Source organism: Paenibacillus typhae, from assembly GCF_900099765.1.
GTDB lineage: Bacteria > Bacillota > Bacilli > Paenibacillales > Paenibacillaceae > Paenibacillus_AQ > Paenibacillus_AQ typhae.
On record NZ_FNDX01000018.1, the window covers coordinates 1 to 18,117 of the forward strand.

14 protein-coding genes and 1 riboswitch are annotated in these 18,117 nt (G+C 54.1%); of the genes, 7 read left to right on the forward strand and 7 right to left on the reverse strand.

Annotation, left to right across the window (positions count from 1 at the left end):
• Nucleotides 1-89: 89 nt before the first annotated feature.
• The 4 genes from BLR64_RS15710 to BLR64_RS15725 are packed head-to-tail and all read right to left on the reverse strand — an operon-like array spanning nt 90 to nt 3,903.
• Nucleotides 90-1,163, reverse strand: coding sequence for an ABC transporter substrate-binding protein (locus tag BLR64_RS15710; protein ID WP_090715551.1), 1,074 nt, complete (start codon nt 1,161-1,163; stop codon nt 90-92).
• The gene (locus BLR64_RS15715) at nt 1,160-1,987 is read right to left on the reverse strand and encodes an ABC transporter permease (protein ID WP_090715553.1); all 828 of its coding nucleotides are present in this window, start codon (nt 1,985-1,987) and stop codon (nt 1,160-1,162) included. Before BLR64_RS15715 ends, BLR64_RS15710 begins: the two co-directional genes overlap by 4 nt.
• Nucleotides 1,977-2,789: an ABC transporter permease gene (locus BLR64_RS15720; RefSeq protein ID WP_090715556.1), complete on the reverse strand. Its 813-nt coding sequence runs from the start codon at nt 2,787-2,789 to the stop codon at nt 1,977-1,979. The genes BLR64_RS15715 and BLR64_RS15720 overlap by 11 nt, the downstream gene beginning before the upstream one ends.
• Entirely contained in the window at nt 2,782-3,903 is a 1,122-nt protein-coding gene (locus BLR64_RS15725) for an ABC transporter ATP-binding protein (protein WP_208607185.1), read from the reverse strand. The genes BLR64_RS15720 and BLR64_RS15725 overlap by 8 nt, the downstream gene beginning before the upstream one ends.
• Before the next feature lie 296 nt (nt 3,904-4,199).
• On the opposite strand from BLR64_RS15725, the gene BLR64_RS15730 reads away from it, so the two are divergent.
• Nucleotides 4,200-5,300, forward strand: coding sequence for an FUSC family protein (locus BLR64_RS15730; RefSeq protein WP_167360694.1), 1,101 nt, complete (start codon nt 4,200-4,202; stop codon nt 5,298-5,300).
• Between the two features lie 310 nt (nt 5,301-5,610).
• Nucleotides 5,611-5,701: riboswitch (cyclic di-GMP riboswitch) on the forward strand.
• 31 nt (nt 5,702-5,732) lie between these two features.
• Nucleotides 5,733-7,604, forward strand: coding sequence for a flagellar assembly protein A (locus tag BLR64_RS15735; RefSeq protein ID WP_090715559.1), 1,872 nt, complete (start codon nt 5,733-5,735; stop codon nt 7,602-7,604).
• 94 nt (nt 7,605-7,698) lie between these two features.
• Here the strand turns inward: BLR64_RS15735 and BLR64_RS15740 are convergent, their stop codons facing one another.
• A complete protein-coding gene (locus BLR64_RS15740; RefSeq protein ID WP_090715560.1) occupies nt 7,699-8,592 on the reverse strand; it encodes a DMT family transporter in 894 nt (297 codons plus the stop codon).
• A 97-nt stretch (nt 8,593-8,689) separates the two neighbouring features.
• On the opposite strand from BLR64_RS15740, the gene BLR64_RS15745 reads away from it, so the two are divergent.
• Both BLR64_RS15745 and BLR64_RS15750 read left to right on the forward strand, forming a co-directional pair.
• Nucleotides 8,690-9,589: a LysR family transcriptional regulator gene (locus BLR64_RS15745; protein WP_090715682.1), complete on the forward strand. Its 900-nt coding sequence runs from the start codon at nt 8,690-8,692 to the stop codon at nt 9,587-9,589.
• Between the two features lie 15 nt (nt 9,590-9,604).
• A complete protein-coding gene (locus BLR64_RS15750) occupies nt 9,605-10,579 on the forward strand; it encodes an aldo/keto reductase (RefSeq protein ID WP_090715562.1) in 975 nt (324 codons plus the stop codon).
• Nucleotides 10,580-10,663: 84 nt separating this feature from the next.
• Here the strand turns inward: BLR64_RS15750 and hcp are convergent, their stop codons facing one another.
• Entirely contained in the window at nt 10,664-12,307 is a 1,644-nt protein-coding gene (gene hcp / locus BLR64_RS15755; RefSeq protein WP_090715684.1) for a hydroxylamine reductase, read from the reverse strand.
• Nucleotides 12,308-12,463: 156 nt separating this feature from the next.
• On the opposite strand from hcp, the gene BLR64_RS15760 reads away from it, so the two are divergent.
• From BLR64_RS15760 to BLR64_RS15770, 3 genes are read left to right on the forward strand one after another with little or no spacing between them, the layout of a single operon-like run.
• Nucleotides 12,464-13,171, forward strand: a complete 708-nt coding sequence (locus tag BLR64_RS15760) for a Crp/Fnr family transcriptional regulator (protein WP_090715563.1) — start codon at nt 12,464-12,466, stop codon at nt 13,169-13,171.
• A 31-nt stretch (nt 13,172-13,202) separates the two neighbouring features.
• On the forward strand, nt 13,203-14,594 hold the full coding sequence (locus tag BLR64_RS15765) for an aldehyde dehydrogenase (RefSeq protein WP_090715565.1): 1,392 nt from the start codon (nt 13,203-13,205) through the stop codon (nt 14,592-14,594).
• Between the two features lie 43 nt (nt 14,595-14,637).
• Nucleotides 14,638-15,030, forward strand: a complete 393-nt coding sequence (locus BLR64_RS15770) for a RidA family protein (RefSeq protein WP_090715567.1) — start codon at nt 14,638-14,640, stop codon at nt 15,028-15,030.
• Between the two features lie 92 nt (nt 15,031-15,122).
• Here BLR64_RS15770 and BLR64_RS15775 read toward each other — a convergent pair whose 3' ends face one another.
• Nucleotides 15,123-18,077, reverse strand: a complete 2,955-nt coding sequence (locus BLR64_RS15775) for an ABC transporter substrate binding protein (protein WP_167360695.1) — start codon at nt 18,075-18,077, stop codon at nt 15,123-15,125.
• Nucleotides 18,078-18,117 lie beyond the last annotated feature (40 nt).

Consider the following 18,117-nt stretch of genomic DNA (forward strand, 5'->3'; position numbering starts at 1 on the left):
ACCCCCTATCCACTCCCGCCCACACCAAAACAGGCGCCCAACCGCGGTCATACCGCAATCAGGCGCCTGTTTATCCAGCTATAACTTCTTTACTTCTTGTTCATCTTAAACTTCAAGAACAGCTCGTTGTAATGGGCGAGCATCCGTTTGCCGAGGTTGTCATAGACCTCGAGGCGGTCGGTGATCTCGGCCGGCGGGTAGAAGCGTTCATCGCCGGATATGTCTTCCGGCAGCAGCTCAAGTGCCGGGGTGTTAGGGGTGGAGTACCCCACGTACTCGGTATTCTGGGCGGCGACTTCAGGCCGGAGCATGAAGTTGATGAACTTGTGCGCCCCCTCTACATTAGCCGCCGTCTTCGGAATGACCATGTTGTCGAACCATATGTTTGTGCCTTCTTCAGGCACCACATAGTCGAGCTTGTCGTTCTCGTCCATAATCTCTGAGGCATCGCCGGACCAGACGATCCCGACAGCCGCTTCTTCATTGGCCAGCAGCATCTTGATCTCGTCACCGACTATGGCCTTGACGTTAGGCGAGAGCTTGTTCAGCTTGGCAAGCGCCTCCTGAAGATGGGCCTCATCGGTGTCGTTAACCGAGTAATGCATACTGTTCAAGGCCATCCCCATCACTTCGCGGGCTCCGTCTACAAGGAAGATATCGTTGTGCAGCCTGCTGTCCCAAAGGGAATTCCAGCTGCTGAAATCAATATCCCCGGTCATCTCCGGGTTGTATATAATGCCTACTGTCCCCCAGAAATACGGTACAGAATACATATTGCCCGGATCAAAGGACAAATCCATGAAGCTAGAGTCGATATTGGCCAGATTCGGGATCAGGGCGTGGTCGAGCGGCAGCAGCAGGTTCTCCTCACGCATCTTGGCGATGGCATAGTCTGAAGGAACCACAACGTCGAAGACGGTTCCGCCCTGCTCTACCTTGGTCAGCATCGCCTCGTTGGAATCAAAGGTCTGGTAGATGACCGTAATGCCCGTCTCCTCCTGGAACTGCTCCAGCAGATCGGGATCGATATAGTCACCCCAGTTGTAAATCGTCAGCGTATTGCCGCCGGTATATCCCTCAGCCGAGTTCAGGCGTGAGGCGAGAAACATCAGGCCGAAAGCAACCAGCAGAATCGCCAGAAAAGCATTTACCAGCTGTTTCATCTAGGCACCCCCGCTTCCGCAATCGGCTCCGCTATTATGGCGGACGGCTTGTTTTTCCGCTGGTTCAGGAAATAGTAGCCGATGACCAGCAGGATCGTAAAGAGGAAGATCAGGGTGGACAGTGCGTTGATCGACAGCGATACCCCTTGCCGTGCCCGGGAATAAATCTCTACAGGGAGGGTTGAGTACCCGTTGCCCGTTACAAAGAACGTTACCGCAAAGTCATCCAGGGAATAGGTAAGCGCCATAAAAAATCCGCTGAAAATCCCCGGCTTAATAATCGGCAGAATCACTTTAGTCAGAACACTCATCCGGCTGGCCCCCAGGTCCCGGGCGGCATCGGTGAGCGTCGGGCTCATCTCCTGCAGATGCGGCAGAATCATCAGCACAGCAATTGGAATGCTGAACGCCACGTGCGAGAGCAGCACCGAGGTGAAGCCAAGCTGAATGCCGGCAATCGTGAACAGGATCAGAAAGGATGCCCCGATGATGACGTCCGGACTGACGATCAGCACGTTATTCAGCGACAGCAAGGCGTTCTTCGAGCGCCGTCTGCGGCTGCGGTGAATAGCCAATGCTCCAATGACTGCGATCACGGTAGCGATGGAGGAGGAGAGCAGCGCGATAACCAGCGTATTGATCACAATAATAATCAGGCGCGTATCCCGCAGCACCTCCCGGTAATAATCGAGCGTGAAGCCCTCGAATTTATGCATCGTACCGCCGCTGTTGAACGAATAGTACATCAGGTAGAAGATCGGTGCGTACAGGACGACAAAGACCAGTACCAGATAGATGTTGGCAATTCCGTTTTTATTTTTCATGCCGCACTCCTCTCCGCGAGCTGCCGGTCAGAAGCATGAACAGGGCCATAATCACAATCAGGAACACGGCGACGGTCGAGCCCATGCCCCAGTCCTGGGTAACGAGAAAATGCTGCTCAATGGCAGTGCCCAGCGTGATGACCCGGTTGCCGGCGATCAGACGCGTAATCATAAACAGCGACAGCGCCGGAATGAAGACCGCCATACAGCCGGAGCGGACTCCGGAAATCGTCAGCGGAAAAATAACCCGGCGGAACGTCGTCCACCCGGAAGCCCCCAAATCGCGCGCAGCATCCACAAGCGACAGGTTCAGCTCCTCCAGGGCGCTGAAGATCGGCAGAATCATGAACGGGATGAAGATATACACCGAAACGAACACAAAGCTGAATCCGGTAAACAGAATCTGCTGTTCCCCGATCCCCAGGACATCAAAGAGGCTGTTGACCGGCCCGAACGTGCCGAAAATCCCGATGAACGCGTACGTCTTCAGCAGCAGATTGATCCAGGTCGGCAGGATAATCAGCAGCAGCCACAGCTGTTTATGCTTCGTGCGGGTCAGCAGATAAGCCGCAGGGTAGGCAACAAGCAGCGAGAACGCCGTGATCAGGAACGCATACCAGAAGGAGTTCAGCATCATTTTCATATACACCGGGGTAAAGAAATTCGCGTAGTTGTCCAGTGTAAGATTTCCGTCCAGATCAAACAGGGAATAATAAATGACCAGCAGCACCGGCGCAATGACAAACAAGGCGATCCATAAGTAATAAGGGATGAGATAATACGAACGGCCCTTATTATTCATGGCTCTCTACCCCGCCGTAGGCTTCCAGACGTCTGTCGAATTCTTCCTCCGTTTCGCCGAAGCGCATAACATGAATGGCCTCCGGGTCAAAATAAAGCCCGATCTCGCTGCCTACCTCCGCCTTGCGGGTGGAGTGAACCAGCCATTCGTGGCCGGATTCGTCATAACAGCTGATCTCATAGTGCACGCCGCGGAACAGCTGGGAATCGACGCGTACCTTCAGCTTGCCCTGCTCAAGCGTGGAAATTTCCAGATCCTCCGGGCGGATAACGATCTCGACCGATTCGTTCGGACGCAGCCCGGCATCCAGACATTCAAACCGGTGTCCGTTAAATTCCACCAGGTAATCCTCAATCATGACGCCCGGCACAATATTCGACTCCCCGATGAAGTCGGCGACGAACCGGTTGATCGGCTCATCATAAATATCGTTCGGCGTGCCGCTCTGCTCGATTTTCCCTTTGTTCATGACAAAGATCCAGTCCGACATCGCCAGCGCTTCCTCCTGGTCATGCGTAACAAAGATGAATGTAATTCCGAGCCGCTGCTGCATTTCACGCAGGATATACTGCATTTCGGTACGCAGCTTCAGGTCAAGCGCTGATAGCGGCTCGTCCAGCAGCAGCACCTGCGGCTCATTGACGATCGCACGGGCAATTGCCACACGCTGTCTCTGGCCGCCCGACATTTCATTGATCGCACGCTGATCGTAGCCGACCAGGTTAACAAAGCGCAGCGCTTCTTGTACCTTTTGCGTAATAACATCCTTTTTCAGCTTCTTGATGCGCAGTCCAAAGGCCACATTCTCGAACACGTTCAGATGCGGAAACAGGGCATAATCCTGAAATACGGTATTCACCTGCCGCTCGTTGGCGGGAATATGGTTGATCATTTTACCGTTCAGATAAATGGAGCCTTCTGTCGGTTCGGCAAAGCCGGCAATCAGACGCAGAATGGTTGTCTTGCCGCAGCCGGAGGGGCCCAGCAGTGTATAGAATTTGCCGCGTTCGATCTCGAAGCTGACGCCTTTCAACACGGCCTCCTCATCATCATATTGCTTAGTAACCTGGTCAAAAGAAATAATAGTGCCATCCGGGGTAGCTATAGCTAACAACCTCCCTTACCTTATGTATTACAACCTATTTTACCCTTATCTGACAGTGCGCAATCGGTTCCTTCCAGACGTAGCCCTGCCTGTACCGACAATACCGCCCCTGCTTCGACAACATTTCATATTATATAGCATATCGGATGAATCCCATATATGCGATAACGTAGAATATAAAAACTCCGGCCGAATCTTAACAAGTTCGTAAAATATATCCGCTGCACGCTCCGGTTGAAGTGCTATAATGAAAACGGCTGAAAACAGCTTGAAAATTCCTCCTTTTACGAAAGAAGATGACCGACATGAACGAGGGGTTACAGGACCGCCTTGAGAAATTTGGATTATCCCTTTATATGATACGCATTACCCTGGCTGCCTCCCTATCATGGCTGGCCGTCCACAGCCTGTATGGCGATCACTATCTATACTTCGCACCGCTGGCTGCGATTCTGATTACACAGGGCACCGTGAAGGCTTCCCTCGAAAAGGGCTGTTACCGGCTGCTTGGCATTGTGCTTGGCGGAACCGTCAGCCTGATTGTGGGACGCTTTCTGGATGTCGGAATTGTCTCCCTCCTGCTGATTCTGCTGATCGGCATAGGCGTTGCAACCGCCTGCCGGATTAATATCCAGGCCGTCTCCCAGGTCGGCGTAACCTCTGTGCTCGCACTTACCTTTTACCATGATCATTATGTCGTGTGGAGACTTGCCGAGACACTGATCGGGGTACTCATCGCCCTGTTAATCAATATGATCGTTGTACCGCCCAAGGGCTTCGCCACGGTTAAGGGACTGGCGCTTCAAGGAAGCCTGCTGCTGGCCGATTCATTAAGCGGGCTCGCTTCAGGTGGAAGAAACGGTGAGCCGGACCGTGACATGCTGAAGCGTTCCGGCGACCTGCTCGCAAAGAGCAGCAGCCTGCAGAAGGAGCTGCTGTACACCCTGTCGCACTATCCGTGCCGCAAGGATCTGCGCAGGCTGACCCAGGCCACGGTGCATCTGCAGAAGGTTCACTTCTATATCCAGGAAATTGCCGAAGAGCTGAAGCTGCTCCCTGCACACTACGCCGGTTCGGACCGGATGAATGAGGTGATGACCGCCGCAGCAGATTGTATCGCTCTCTACGGAACCAGGACGCTTTCTGACGCCGAAGCCCGGCAGCCGCTGCCGGAATGTCTGCGCCGGGCCCGGGAGCTGCAGCTCTCCTGGTTCTCCGAGCTGCAGGCGGAATGTCCGCTGACAGCCATCCGTGATCTGGGCGCTGTCTTTTCACATCTGAACCGGGTGCTTGATGTTATTGAGCAGGCCGATTACACAGCCGTTTCTGCAGCGGCGGTTCCGGTAAGAAGCGGATCAGCCCGCAGCATCCGTCTCGGAAGCAAAGGACTCTCCCACAAGCTTTAAGCTTGGGAGGGTCTTTTTTAGGATAAAAAACTTATCGTTTTGTAGTCTCCATAAAGGTCCGGAGTCAACTTCCATGCCAAGAACCGCGTCCTGGAACCTGACTGGAGATAAAGGCCCAATACCGGCTCTTACACCGTACTCCAGCTGCAATTTTCCGATGAATTTACAGTTGAAAACTCACTGCACAAGTATTAAAATTAGGTTTATTTGCAGCATTTGTCGGAATTCAGTACTATAGCACCAGTTATGAATCTTTTATTGCCGATTCTGGTCGAATAATAGACCTCATGCTGAATGTTTATCAATGTCTCATGTATAATGGCAAACTGTCCGAAAGGGCAGGACGCAAAGCAATGGGCCTAACAATGCGCTGCCGCATTTATGGCTGCCAGGCTGCCGGTTTCTGATAATCCTAGAAGCGAGGTTAACACAATGCCGAACCACACTCTCGAACAGCCGCGGCATGCGTTCAGTATCACGCCTGCCTTCAGTGCCGCTGATCCCATACAGTCCTCCATCCGCTCCAACCCGTTTGGAACAGCCGGTAATGAGGACAAGAACGGGAGAATTATCGTGCAGAATGACCAGATTTTTATAACACCTCCCTTGCCCGGCGGCAAAGCTGCCGTTATCTCTGCCCTACACCCCGTTGTCCTCAGGATTAACAAGATCAGAGCCGCTGAGCCTGTTGCTGTCACTTCCTCTGACCATCTGAGCTGGGAAATCAGCGAGAAGCCGCAATACCAGATTACTGTTTCCGAAGACGGGCTAAGCGCCTGTTTTACCCTTTACCGGGTCGAAAAGTATGCCTGGAGGCTGGTCAATTGCCCGGCCTCGGCGGAGGTCTGTGTCCGGGCGGAGCCGAACTATGATGTACTGCTCTCCAAGCTGACCGTTAATCAGATTCTGGCCGAATTCTCCAAGAGCTCCTTCATTCCCAATCTCAACATCCCTGCCCTGTATGCCGAGCTGAATAATCCGACCTATCTCCCGGTCTGCATCGCAGTGGGCAAGCCGCCCCTGCCGGGGACAGACGGACGGCTGGAGCCCCTGGCCGAACTGTCCATGGCTGAAGTATTCAGCAGCAGCGCAGCACCTGATCCGGAGAATGTACTTGATTACCCCGGGGTCCCGTCTGTCCGGGCAGGCGGGATACTGGCCCGCAAGCTGCCTCCGCAGGAGGGATTGCCCGGTTCCGACGTGTACGGCAGCATTCTGCCCCCTCCCCCGCCGGCGGATATTACCCTGAAGCCTGCTGAATGCTACTCTCTGCTCCCGAACGGGGATATTGCCGCCCTCCGCGACGGCCGTCCGCGGATTACCGGCTGGGGAACACGGACGATGAGCATTGATTTTCCCGATATTCATATCGTACAGAAGAGCATGACCACTGCTGACTGCATCAATCCGTTCGCAGGAGATGTAATGGCTCCGGGCGGAATCGGTGATCATTGCATGATAGAAGCATTGGGAAACGTATACATATTCGGCGATGTCCGTCATGCCGTCATTGCCGCTACCGGGAGTGTAGTCATCCGCGGCAAAGTAACGGACTGCCGTATCTACTGCGGCGACTGCGGGGCAAGACAGCACCGGCTGTATAAAATTCCCGGACAGCTGATTGATGAGCTGAACCTGCTCAGGAACGCCGCCCTCCTTCTGGAGGAGAATCTCCGCTCCCGGCAGCAGCCCGTGAAATACGGGCTGGTCGTACTGCTCCTGCTGGAGAGCAAATACGTCCATCTTCCCGGCCTGATGAAGGGGCTGCAGGAGCTGCTTGCCGGGGGCGAGCCTGCATCTCCAGTTGACTCCGGGCAGTTGAAGCATATGCTGGATATCTTCCTGCATCCCGGACATTTCACTGAGTTCATTAACGATGCCGTACTCGCAACCTTTCTGGACCTGCTTGAGGAGCTTCGTGACGGGATTCTTCAAATGCATGAGGGGAATGTCCGGCTTGATCTTGCCTGCTCAGAGGACAGTCTGCTCCATTCGGGAGGCGACCTTTATATCCATGGAGAGGGCGCTGTAAACAGCACACTGCTGGCAGCGGGCAATGTCCGCTTCCTGATGGCACAATCGGTATGCGACGGTTCTGCAGTCGAAGCCGGAGACTCCATAGCGTTGCAGCAGGCCGGAGCTTCAGCAGGCCGGCAGTCCGTGCTTGCCGCCGGCCGCAAAATCAGTGTCCGCCAAATCCAAGATACCCGGATAACCATTGGCGAACATACCGCCGAGTTCATTCTACCTGCGGGAGAGGCCGTCTTCACCGCCCAGAGCCTGCGATTAAGAACCCGGACCTGACTATACGAAAAGAGCCTGCAGAATGCCGCACAAAGGCAGCCTGCAGGCTCTTTTGTCTGCTCATAACCAGGAACCGCCCGGCGGAGCAATTCTTTTAGAGTGAATGTTTCGGCCGCCGCTTCCGCCCAAGATTAACATTCACCAGCAGAATACTGCCAACGATGAGCACCATCCCTGCGATAAGATTAAGCGTTATCTGTTCGTGCAGCAGCACCACACTTGAGCCAATGGACATCAGCGGGATCAGGAAGGTGAAGGAGCCCACTTTACCGGCCTCACCCTCATTAATCAGCTTGAAATAAACCATCCAGCCGAGGGCGATAACGAATACGGCAATAAACAGCGTGTTCATAATAAAAGCGCCGCTCCAGGTAATGGCTGCCCAGCTCTCTGTTACGGAGCCGGCACCCAGCAGAATGACACCGCCGATCATAATCTGCATGGCAGTCAGCCACAGCATATCCACCCGCGCCGCATTCCGCTTCGTATATACGGTACCTAACGCCCAGCATAACGCGCTGGCCAGAGCCAGCAGTACACCGGCCGCAGAGATGCTGCCTGTAAAACCGCCGATGCTGAGCGCGGCTACCCCGGCGAAGCCGAGCAGGAGGCCGAATATTTTCAGCCCGTACATGCTCTCCCCGAGCCAGATCCAGGCAAAGATACCCAGCAGAACAGGCTGCAGAAAGACAATGGCCGAGAACAGGCCGGAAGGGACATATTGCAGCCCTATGGTCTGAAACCCGTAGTAAAAGACGATGCTGAGCACTGCCGAAGCCAGATAGACCGGCCATAGCCGCCGGAATTCAAGCTGCTTCCATTTGGGAAGTGCGGCTAGAATCAGGATGATTCCGGCAATGACTGTACGGATACCCGCAAAGAGCAGTGGAGGGGCATAGGTCAAGGCGATTTTGGAAAGAGGCCAGTTGATGCCCCAGACAATTACCAGAAAAGCAAGCAGCAGAGCTGTTCGGCTGCGTTGTGACATTGCGTTCACCTCTTGTATCATTTTCATTCCAAATGATACAATAACTATCATCATAATTGAAATGAATAATAATCATGAGGTGCATACCAAATTTGTTATGAACAATAATCAGATCCTTTTATTTGTCAAAATTGCCGAAACCGGCAGCTTCACCAAAGCCGGCCAGGAGCTGAACATGACCCAGCCGGCGGTCAGCCGGGCCATCTCCGCTCTTGAGACAGAGCTTGACGTCAAGCTGCTGCTGCGTGACCGCCGCAGCGGGCTGGTGCTTACAGAGGTTGGCAAGCGTATCCTGATTATTTTCCGGGAGATTCTCAGCGGGTTCAACAAGGTGGAGCAGGAGGTTTCTGCGGAAAAGGGGCTGGAGAAGGGGCTGATCCGGATCGGTGCCTACCCGGCGGCAGCCGCTTACTTTGTACCCAAGATCATCCGCTCCATTACGGACAGGTATCCGGGCATAGACATTTCTGTCCATGAAGGCTCGGTCGCGGAGGTGAAGGAGTGGCTGGAGACCCGCCAGATTGATGCCGGACTGATCATCCCGCCGCTTGAGGAGTTTGAAACCATTCCGCTGTTCCGGGAGAAGCTGTTTGCCGTGCTGCCGGAGGGACACCCTCTCGGCCGGAACGGGATTGTCCATGTAAAGGACCTGGAGCATGAACCCATGATGATCTGCAGAGCCGGCTATGAGCCTCCGGTCGTTGATTTGTTCAGACGGGCAGACAGTACGCTTAATGTAAAGTATGTGGTCAACAGCTACAGCACCGCGATCAACATGATCAAAGAGGGTCTGGCGGTCGGCGTGCTGTCCGAGCTGTCGCTGCTTGCGCCGCCCGGCAATGTTATGATCCGCGAGCTGTCTCCGGATGCTTACCGCGATGTTCACATTGCCGTCCATTCACTGGAGGAGGCCTCTATTGCCGTCAGGCTGCTCATTGATACTGCGCTTGATATGTTCGCTGCGGACGGGAAGCTGAATCCGCCAATACACCTTTAAAGAGGAGTGATAAGCATGAAGTTTAAACGGTTAGGCAACAGCGGGCTGCAGGTATCTGCCCTCGGCCTTGGAACCAATGCCTTCGGCAAGCGGGCCGATGAAAAAACCTCAATCGGGATTATCCATACCGCCCTGGATCAAGGAATCAGCTTTATCGACACCGCCAATATTTATGCCGGCACCGAATCGGAACGGATTATCGGACTGGCGCTGGAGGGAAGACGGCAGGAAGCGGTACTGGCCACCAAGGCAGGACTGCCGCGGGCTGAAGGCCCGTATGGCAGCGGCTCCTCCCGCCGTCATCTGATGCTGGAGCTGGAGGGGAGTCTGCGCCGCCTGAAGACAGATTATGTGGATCTTTACCAGATCCACACCTTTGACCCGCATACTCCGCTTGACGAAACGCTGCGCACCCTGGATGATATGGTCTCCTCCGGGAAGGTACGCTATATCGGCGCCTCCAATTATGCCGCCTGGGAGCTGATGAAGGCGCTGGGCATCAGCGAAGCGCGGAACTATATGAAGTACACCTCGATCCAGTGCAGCTACTCGCTGGCTGACCGGACACCGGAAATTGAGCTGCTGCCGCTCTGCCTGGATCAGGGATTGGGCATCATCCCTTACTTCCCGCTCGCCGGCGGTATCTTGACCGGCAAATACAGCGTCAGCGGCGCTGCTCCGGCCGGATCGCGTGCAGAAACAGACCCGAACTTCAACCGCTTCCTCAGCCGGGAACGGATTGAGCTGGGCGATGAGGTCAGCCGGATTGCCGCGGAGCTCGGCACGCCCCCTACCTCCCTGTCCCTGGCCTGGCTGATGCATCAGCCGGTCGTATCCACCGTCATTGTCGGCGCTACACGCGTGGAGCAGGTGCAGCAGAACCTGCCCAGCGCTGCCCTGGAGCTGGACAAGCAGACGTTGGAGCGGCTGGACCAGGTCAGCCAGCCCTTCAGAAGCGGCGAGCCGTTCGCGTTCTACCGGCTGCCGTAAGCATCGACGCCAAAAAGCCTATAGCCACCCCTGCCGGAATCCGGCGGAGGTGCAGCTATAGGCTTTTTTACATAACAATATGAGTTACACTGCGGCCATGAACCGCACCATGTCCTCCTGAACCGTGGTGATGCCGCCGATTCCGAAGGTATCAACCAGCACCTTTGCCACGTTAGGCGACAGGAAGGCTGGCAGTGTTGGTCCGAGATGGATGTTCTTGACGCCCAGATGCAGCAGGGCCAGCAGCACGATCACCGCTTTTTGCTCATACCAGGCAATATTGTAGGCGATTGGAAGATCATTGACATCATCGAGGCCGAATACTTCCTTCAGCTTGAGGGCAATAACAACAAGGGAATAGGAGTCATTGCATTGGCCGGCATCCAGCACACGCGGAATACCGCCGATCTCGCCAAGATCAAGCTTGTTATATTTATACTTCGCACAGCCTGCGGTAAGAATCACCGTATCCCCCGGCAGCTCGGAAGCAAAATCCGTGTAGTAATTGCGGCTCTTCATCCGGCCGTCGCAGCCGGCCATCACGAAGAATTGCTTGATTGCACCGGTCTGCACCGCTTCAACCACCTGATCGGCCACGTTCATCACTGCAGCATGGGCAAAACCGCCGACAATTTCGCCGGTTTCAATCTCGGTCGGAGCCGCGCAGTCCTTGGCCTGGGCGATAATCGCCGAGAAGTCCTTTTTGCCGTCTTCATCAGCCGGAATATGCTGCACTCCAGGGAAGCCGGTATTTCCTGTTGTATACAGACGGTCTTTATAGCTGTCCTTAGGCGGCACGATGCAGTTGGTAGTCATCAGAACCGGACCGTTGAAGCTGGCAAACTCCTCGTTCTGCTTCCACCAGGCATTACCGTAGTTGCCAACAAAGTGACTGTATTTCTTAAAGGCAGGATAATAGTGGGCCGGCAGCATCTCGCTGTGTGTATACACATCCACTCCGGTGCCTTCCGTCTGCTTCAGCAGCTCCTCCATGTCCTTCAGGTCATGCCCGCTGATCAGAATCCCCGGATTACGGCCTACGCCGATGTTAACTTTGGTGATTTCCGGGTTGCCGTATGTGGTTGTGTTGGCCTGATCAAGCAGAGCCATCACATCAACGCCATACTTGCCGCATTCCAGAACCAGAGCTGTAAGCTCTCCTGCACTCAGAGTGTCATCCAGCGTTGCAGCAAGGCCTTTTTCCATAAAAGCATGCGCGCCAGCATCACCGAAGCCCAGCACTGCCGCATGCTCCATGTAAGCCGCCATCCCCTTCAGCCCGTAGGTCAGCAGCTCGCGCAGGGAGCGTACATCTTCATTTTCTGTAGCCAGAACGCCCACAGTCTCCGACTTGGCAAGCAGCTCTTCATCTGTCTCTGCAGTCCAGAGCGCAGCATCATGATCTGCAAGCGCTGCAGTTACCCCGGCCAGCTTCAGCCGGCTGCTCCACTGGTCACGCAGCTGAAGTCCTCTCCGGACACCGGATGTAAAGGCTTCAGGGACAAAGTTAGCATTGGTTATCGTTGCAAACAGGCTCTCTATAATGAATTTATCGGTAACAGAGTCGGTCATGCCAAGCTCCCGGCCTTTGCGGGCAAAAATGGAGATTCCTTTGAGCGTATAAACCAACAGGTCCTGAAGATTGGCTACCTCACTGGTCTTGCCGCATACCCCCTGGATGGTACACCCTGTTCCTTTCGCCGCTTCCTGACATTGAAAACAAAACATGCTGCTCACTTGGCGTTCACTCCTCTAAAATAATATCGTCACACAGGGCAGGACCCCGGTTCTTCCCGCCTTTACAGTTACTGATTATTGTAGTAGACTTTCGCCATACAATCGGTAACGGATGTTACCGATTAAATTTAAATTTGGAGGAAACCGATGATACCTGACCCTGCCGTCCTGCAGTCCTGTCTGCTGTTCCGGGGCAAGTCTGCGGAAGAATTGGAGCTCCTCCTGCACAACATAATCTATACGGTGACTGCTTATCAGAAAAATAAGCTGATCTTTGCCGAAGGTGATACTGCAGACCGGATCGGCATCATCCTCTCGGGACGGGTTGAGGTGCAGAAGACCCACCCTACCGGAAGCAGTGTAACGATCGCCCACTTGAGTGTGGGGCAGACCATCGGCGAAGCCGTGCTGTTCCGCAAGGAAAATCTCGTTCCGGCCACCGTCACCGCCACCGGCCCCTGCCAGATCATGTTCATCAGCAAGCACGAGCTGCTGCGGCTATTCTCCGCCGATACGGACATCCTGACCCGCTTTATCGAAAATCTGTCCGAACGCCTCGTGCTGGTCAACCGCAAAATTGAAATACTGTCCGCAGGCCCCTTGCGGCGGCGGATGATTTATTTTCTGCTGGAGCAGGCGGTGCAGCAGGCCTCCGGCCAGATCCGCCTGCCGTTCAGCCGCAAGGAGTGGGCCGAGCACCTGAACACAGCACGACCGTCGCTCTCCCGCGAAATGGGATATCTGCGCGATATGGGCTGGATCGAGTTCAAAGGCAGCCATATTACCTTGCTGAACCGTGAAGCGATGCACGAATACATCCGTACAGACCAGCCGACGGCAGGCCAGGATAAATAACCATTTGATTTATATGTTGGAGGTATTAGCCATGTCTGAAGCAACAGAACACAGCATAAGCCGGCTGCTGGCCGGCCACCGGGATTATTTTGACAGCGGAGTCACCAAAGACCCCGGCTTCCGGATCCGCCAGCTGCAAAAGCTGAAGGATGCCATCCGCAGCTATGAGACCCGTATTATTGAAGCACTCCACCAGGACCTGCACAAAGGCGAGTTTGAAGCCTATGCTACAGAAATCGGTTTTACGCTGGAGAGCATCAGCTATATGATGAAGCATCTGCGCCGCTGGGCGAAGCCGGTCAGGGTTAAATCGCCGCTGCATATGTTTCCGTCCAAAAGCCTTATCCTGAGTGAGCCTTACGGCACCGTCCTGATTATCGGCCCTTTCAACTACCCGTTCCAGCTGCTGATTGAGCCGTTGATTGGAGCTATGGCCGCCGGCAACTGCGCCGTCCTCAAGCCTTCGGAGAGTACGCCGGCCGTGTCAGCCGTCATTGAGGATATGATAAATGAAACGTTCGAGCCCGGTTATATAAGGGTTGTCCAGGGCGAGAAGGAAACGACAAATCTGCTGATACACGCCAAATTTGACTACATCTTCTTCACCGGCAGCGTACCTGTCGGTAAAATTGTCATGGAGGCTGCCGCCAAGCAGCTTGTACCTGTCACCCTGGAGCTGGGCGGTAAAAGCCCGGTGATCGTCGACAAAAGCGCCAATCTGGAAACGGCGGCAAAGCGGATTGTCTGGGGCAAGCTGATTAATGCGGGGCAGACCTGCATTGCCCCCGATTACATGCTTGTTCACAGCGAGGTTGCCGGCCGGCTGATTGAGTTAATGAAGCAGCAGATCACCGCCTTCTACGGGGAGGATGCCCGAAAAAGCCCGGATTACGGGCGGATTGTCAACGACCGGCAGCTGCAGCGGATCGCCGGGCTGATTGACAGGGACCGCTCAAAGGTTATTATGGGCGGGACGGTGGACGCCGGGGATTTGTACATTGAGCCTACACTGCTCTATCCGGCTAACTGGAGTGATGCCCTGATGGAGGATGAAATCTTCGGGCCAGTGCTGCCGATCCTGACATTCGACCGGCTGGAGGAGGCCATCAGCAGCATCAAGCAGCGGCCCAAGCCGCTGGCGCTTTATCTGTTCACTGAAGACAAGCAGGTGGAGCAGAAGGTGCTGGACAACGTATCCTTCGGGGGAGGCTGTGTGAATGATACGATCAGTCACGTCGCAAGCTCCCGTCTGCCGTTCGGCGGCGTAGGCCACTCCGGCATCGGCGGCTACCACGGCAAGCACAGCTTCGACCTGTTCTCGCACCGCAAGAGCGTTGTGAAACGCAGCGCGAAGGTTGATCCGGGCATCGTATACCCGCCTTACGGCAACAAGATTAATCTGGTTCGCAGGCTGTTGAAGTAGTGATGCTGCGGCAGTATATGAACGGAAAACGGGGGATTTGAGGATGGAACGAAAACAAGTATTTACAGGCTCGCCCTGGGAATCATCTGTAGGTTACTGCCGTGCACTCCGGATCGGAGACCGGATTGAAGTAGCGGGGACGACAGCCATGCGGAATGGGGAAGTCGCCTTCGCCGGCAATCCCTATGGACAGACCAAATTCATTCTGCAGACGATTGAGCAGGCTCTGAAGGAGCTGGGCGCCGGCATGAACCATGTTGTCAGAACAAGAATGTATGTTACGGACATCTCACAGTGGGAGGAATACGGGAGGGCACACGGTGAATTTTTCCGTGATATTCAGCCTGTTGCCACTATGGTCGAGGTCAAGGCACTGATTGATCCGCAGCTGCTGATCGAGATTGAGGCAGAGGCGTTTATACCGCAATCCGTCTAAAGATAAAAGGCTGCTGTCTCTATTCAGAGAACAGCAGCCTTTTATACTCTATTCGTGGCCATCAACACTTGACTGCTATAGGCAATACGGCCTCAGCCCACCCGTCTCTCCTTAACCCAGTCCGCCACATCCTTTTGCGGGATCGGCCGGCTGATGAAGTAGCCCTGAATCTTGTCGCAGCGGGTCCGTTCCAGAAAAGCAAGCTGCTCCGGTGTCTCCACCCCTTCAGCGGTAACATTAAGCCCCATATCATGCCCAATGGTGACAATCGAACGTGCGAGTGACATGTTATTGGGTGAATCAATGCTGTCTATAAAAGACTTGTCGATTTTGAGTGTGGTTATCGGCAGCTGCTTCAGATAGCTGAGGGACGAATAGCCTGTCCCGAAATCATCCAGGGCAATGCCGATTCCCTTCTCCTTGAGCGCTTCCAGCTTCGAGCTGATCGCCTCAAAGGATTCCATAAAGATGGACTCGGTAATCTCCAGCTCCAGATACTGCGGCGCAAGGCCGGTCTCCTTCAGAATGCCCAGCACCATATCGGTGAAATCCTCCAGCATCAGCTGAATGACCGAAATATTAACGGAAATATGGTAGCGTCCCTTGCTCTGGCTGTTCAGCTCTTTAATAAAGCGGCAGGCGGTACGGAGCACCCATTCGCCGATCGGCACAATCAGCCGGCAGTCCTCGGCGATTTTGATGAAGGAGAGCGGGGAAACAAAGCCAAGCGCCGGGCTGTTCCAGCGGATCAGCGCCTCGAATCCCCAGATCTCTGCGGAAGCGGTGTCCACCAGCGGCTGATAATGCAGGGACAGCTCCTGATTGGCAATCGCATTGCGCAGATGCGATTCAATAACCATACGTTCGTCAAAATGCTGCTGCATATCCCGTCCGTAGACTACATACGTTCCCTTGCCCGCCTCCTTCGCCTTGTACATCGCGATGTCCGCATTCTTCAGCAACTCCTCCGCGTTCACCCCGTTCTCCGGATATTGGGCGATCCCGATGCTGGTGGAGATATGCACGATGCTGGCTTCCAGCTCAAACGGTTCTTTAAAGCCTTGTACAAGGGTTTCCGCATACTTGATCACTTCACTGAATCCCCTGTTATCCTGGAACAGGATAACGAATTCGTCCCCGCCGAACCGGAAATGTCTGCTGCGTTCATCCCCCAGCTGCAGCAGCCGCTCGCCTACCTTTACCAGCAGCTCGTCGCCAAAGGTATGCCCCAGAGTATCATTGATATATTTGAAATTATCAATATCAAGAAAGAACAGGGCAGCATGACCGCCGGCGTTCTCCTTGATGAACAGCTCCAGCGCTTCCGCCAGGGACAGACGGTTCGGCAATCCGCTGAGCACATCATTGTAAGCCAGCTGCCGGTACTTTTCCTCACTGGTCTGCAGCAGCGACTGATTCTCGACTACCTTGTTATATTGCTCCAGAAGCTCATCCTGCAGCGCGGTAAGCTCCTCATAGGTGGATTCCAGCTCCTGATAGCTCATCTGAAGCTTGCTCTCATAGCCTTTGCGGTCCGTCACATCCACCATGGAACCGGCAAACCGGACAAATCTGCCCTCCGCATTGCGCAGCACCTTGCCCCGGGTCTGGAACCACTTATATTCCCCCGATTTACCCCGTAACCGGAATTCACAGTAGTAGTAAGAAGTCCTGCCTTCGAGATGATTCGTACGCTGGCGGCTCTCCTCCTCCCCATCCTCAGGGTGGATGAGGTCCCTCCAGCCGCCGTGGGCTTCATTCACTTCATCCCGTTCATATCCAAGCAGCTCATACCAGCTGTCCGAGAAATAGTAGACCATATTCGACATATCGAGATCCCAGATTACCGCATCCGAGCCGTAGGTCGCCAGGGCAAAGCGCTCATTGCTTTTTTCCAGATTGCTGCGGATCTTCTTCACAAGCTGTACATAAAACAACAGGATCAGAATAAAGGACACCAGAACGGCAAAAGCGGCGATAATACTCAGCACAAGCCCCTTATACGTATCATAAAAGGAAAACGGCTTATTGATCACCTCGCTGCCTTCCGGCAGCTTTTTGACAGAGACTCCAAACCGCTGCAGCTCATTATAATCAAACACACTGCGTACACTGCTGTTATTAACGATCGGGATCTGATTCGCCTGTTCGCCCTCCAGAATCCGTACGGCCAGCCCGGCCGCAGTCTGACCCTGGATCAAGCCGCTGATCAGGCTGCCGCCGAAGGCGCCGTGATTTAAACCGAAATCGTAAATATGGTATACCGGAACACTGCTGCGCTCACCCAGCTCACTGGAAAACTGGTCAAATTCAACGGTGCGTCCTGTCGAATCGCTGTAATATGTAGTCATAAGCACAATACTGTCAGAGGAAAGTGCGGATACCTGGTCAATAATCTCCTGCTTGGAGAGGCGGTTTAGCGGGTACAGGTGCAGAGCAGGGTCCAGGGAGGAAATTTGCTCCATGACCATTTGGCCGGTGGACAGGCCGCTTTCGGAATTGTCATATAAGATATATACGTTTTTTATTTCCGGGTTAATTTCAAGCGCCATTTCAAGGGTACGGGCCGGGCTGATCTTTTCGATTACACCGGTAATATTGCCGGGCTTCCCCAGATTCTCCACACCCAGTTCATTGATGCCGCTGAAGATAATCGGTGCATTGTCCAGAATTTCCCCGCGGTATTTGATTGCAAAGCTCAGCGCAGCATCATCCGTGGTCATAATCGCATCAATGTGCACGGACTGATACTTAAGCTTGATAGTCTGATAAAAGTGCTCAAGATTCTCTTGGCCGGGGTACCGTTTCCAATCCATATACTCACTGTAGATCAACGGCTGTCCGGGCGCACTCTTGAGGGTTTGTTCAATGCCGGCACCCTGTTCGTCCGTCCAGGCAAACCCTTTGTGATAGGAATGCAGCACCAGCACATTTTTTGGTGGCAGCTCATCTGCACTTGCCTGCGCAGGCTGATAAAGGATCCCGCAGAGCAGTATTAAGAGCAGGAGGCTTTTGAACACCTTGAGATCGGTTTGCTTTAAGTCCATTTGCACACTCCCATTCATCCATCTCAAAGTTAAAAACGGA

Coding starts and splice junctions, on each gene's coding strand:
- hcp (WP_090715684.1), bottom strand. CDS start 12,307: ATGTTTTGTTTTCAATGTCAGGAAGCGGCGAAAGGAACAGGGTGTACC.
- BLR64_RS15770 (WP_090715567.1), top strand. CDS start 14,638: ATGGAACGAAAACAAGTATTTACAGGCTCGCCCTGGGAATCATCTGTA.
- BLR64_RS15720 (WP_090715556.1), bottom strand. CDS start 2,789: ATGAATAATAAGGGCCGTTCGTATTATCTCATCCCTTATTACTTATGG.
- BLR64_RS15710 (WP_090715551.1), bottom strand. CDS start 1,163: ATGAAACAGCTGGTAAATGCTTTTCTGGCGATTCTGCTGGTTGCTTTC.
- BLR64_RS15765 (WP_090715565.1), top strand. CDS start 13,203: ATGTCTGAAGCAACAGAACACAGCATAAGCCGGCTGCTGGCCGGCCAC.
- BLR64_RS15750 (WP_090715562.1), top strand. CDS start 9,605: ATGAAGTTTAAACGGTTAGGCAACAGCGGGCTGCAGGTATCTGCCCTC.
- BLR64_RS15745 (WP_090715682.1), top strand. CDS start 8,690: ATGAACAATAATCAGATCCTTTTATTTGTCAAAATTGCCGAAACCGGC.
- BLR64_RS15735 (WP_090715559.1), top strand. CDS start 5,733: ATGCCGAACCACACTCTCGAACAGCCGCGGCATGCGTTCAGTATCACG.
- BLR64_RS15775 (WP_167360695.1), bottom strand. CDS start 18,077: ATGGACTTAAAGCAAACCGATCTCAAGGTGTTCAAAAGCCTCCTGCTC.
- BLR64_RS15715 (WP_090715553.1), bottom strand. CDS start 1,987: ATGAAAAATAAAAACGGAATTGCCAACATCTATCTGGTACTGGTCTTT.
- BLR64_RS15740 (WP_090715560.1), bottom strand. CDS start 8,592: ATGTCACAACGCAGCCGAACAGCTCTGCTGCTTGCTTTTCTGGTAATT.
- BLR64_RS15730 (WP_167360694.1), top strand. CDS start 4,200: ATGAACGAGGGGTTACAGGACCGCCTTGAGAAATTTGGATTATCCCTT.
- BLR64_RS15760 (WP_090715563.1), top strand. CDS start 12,464: ATGATACCTGACCCTGCCGTCCTGCAGTCCTGTCTGCTGTTCCGGGGC.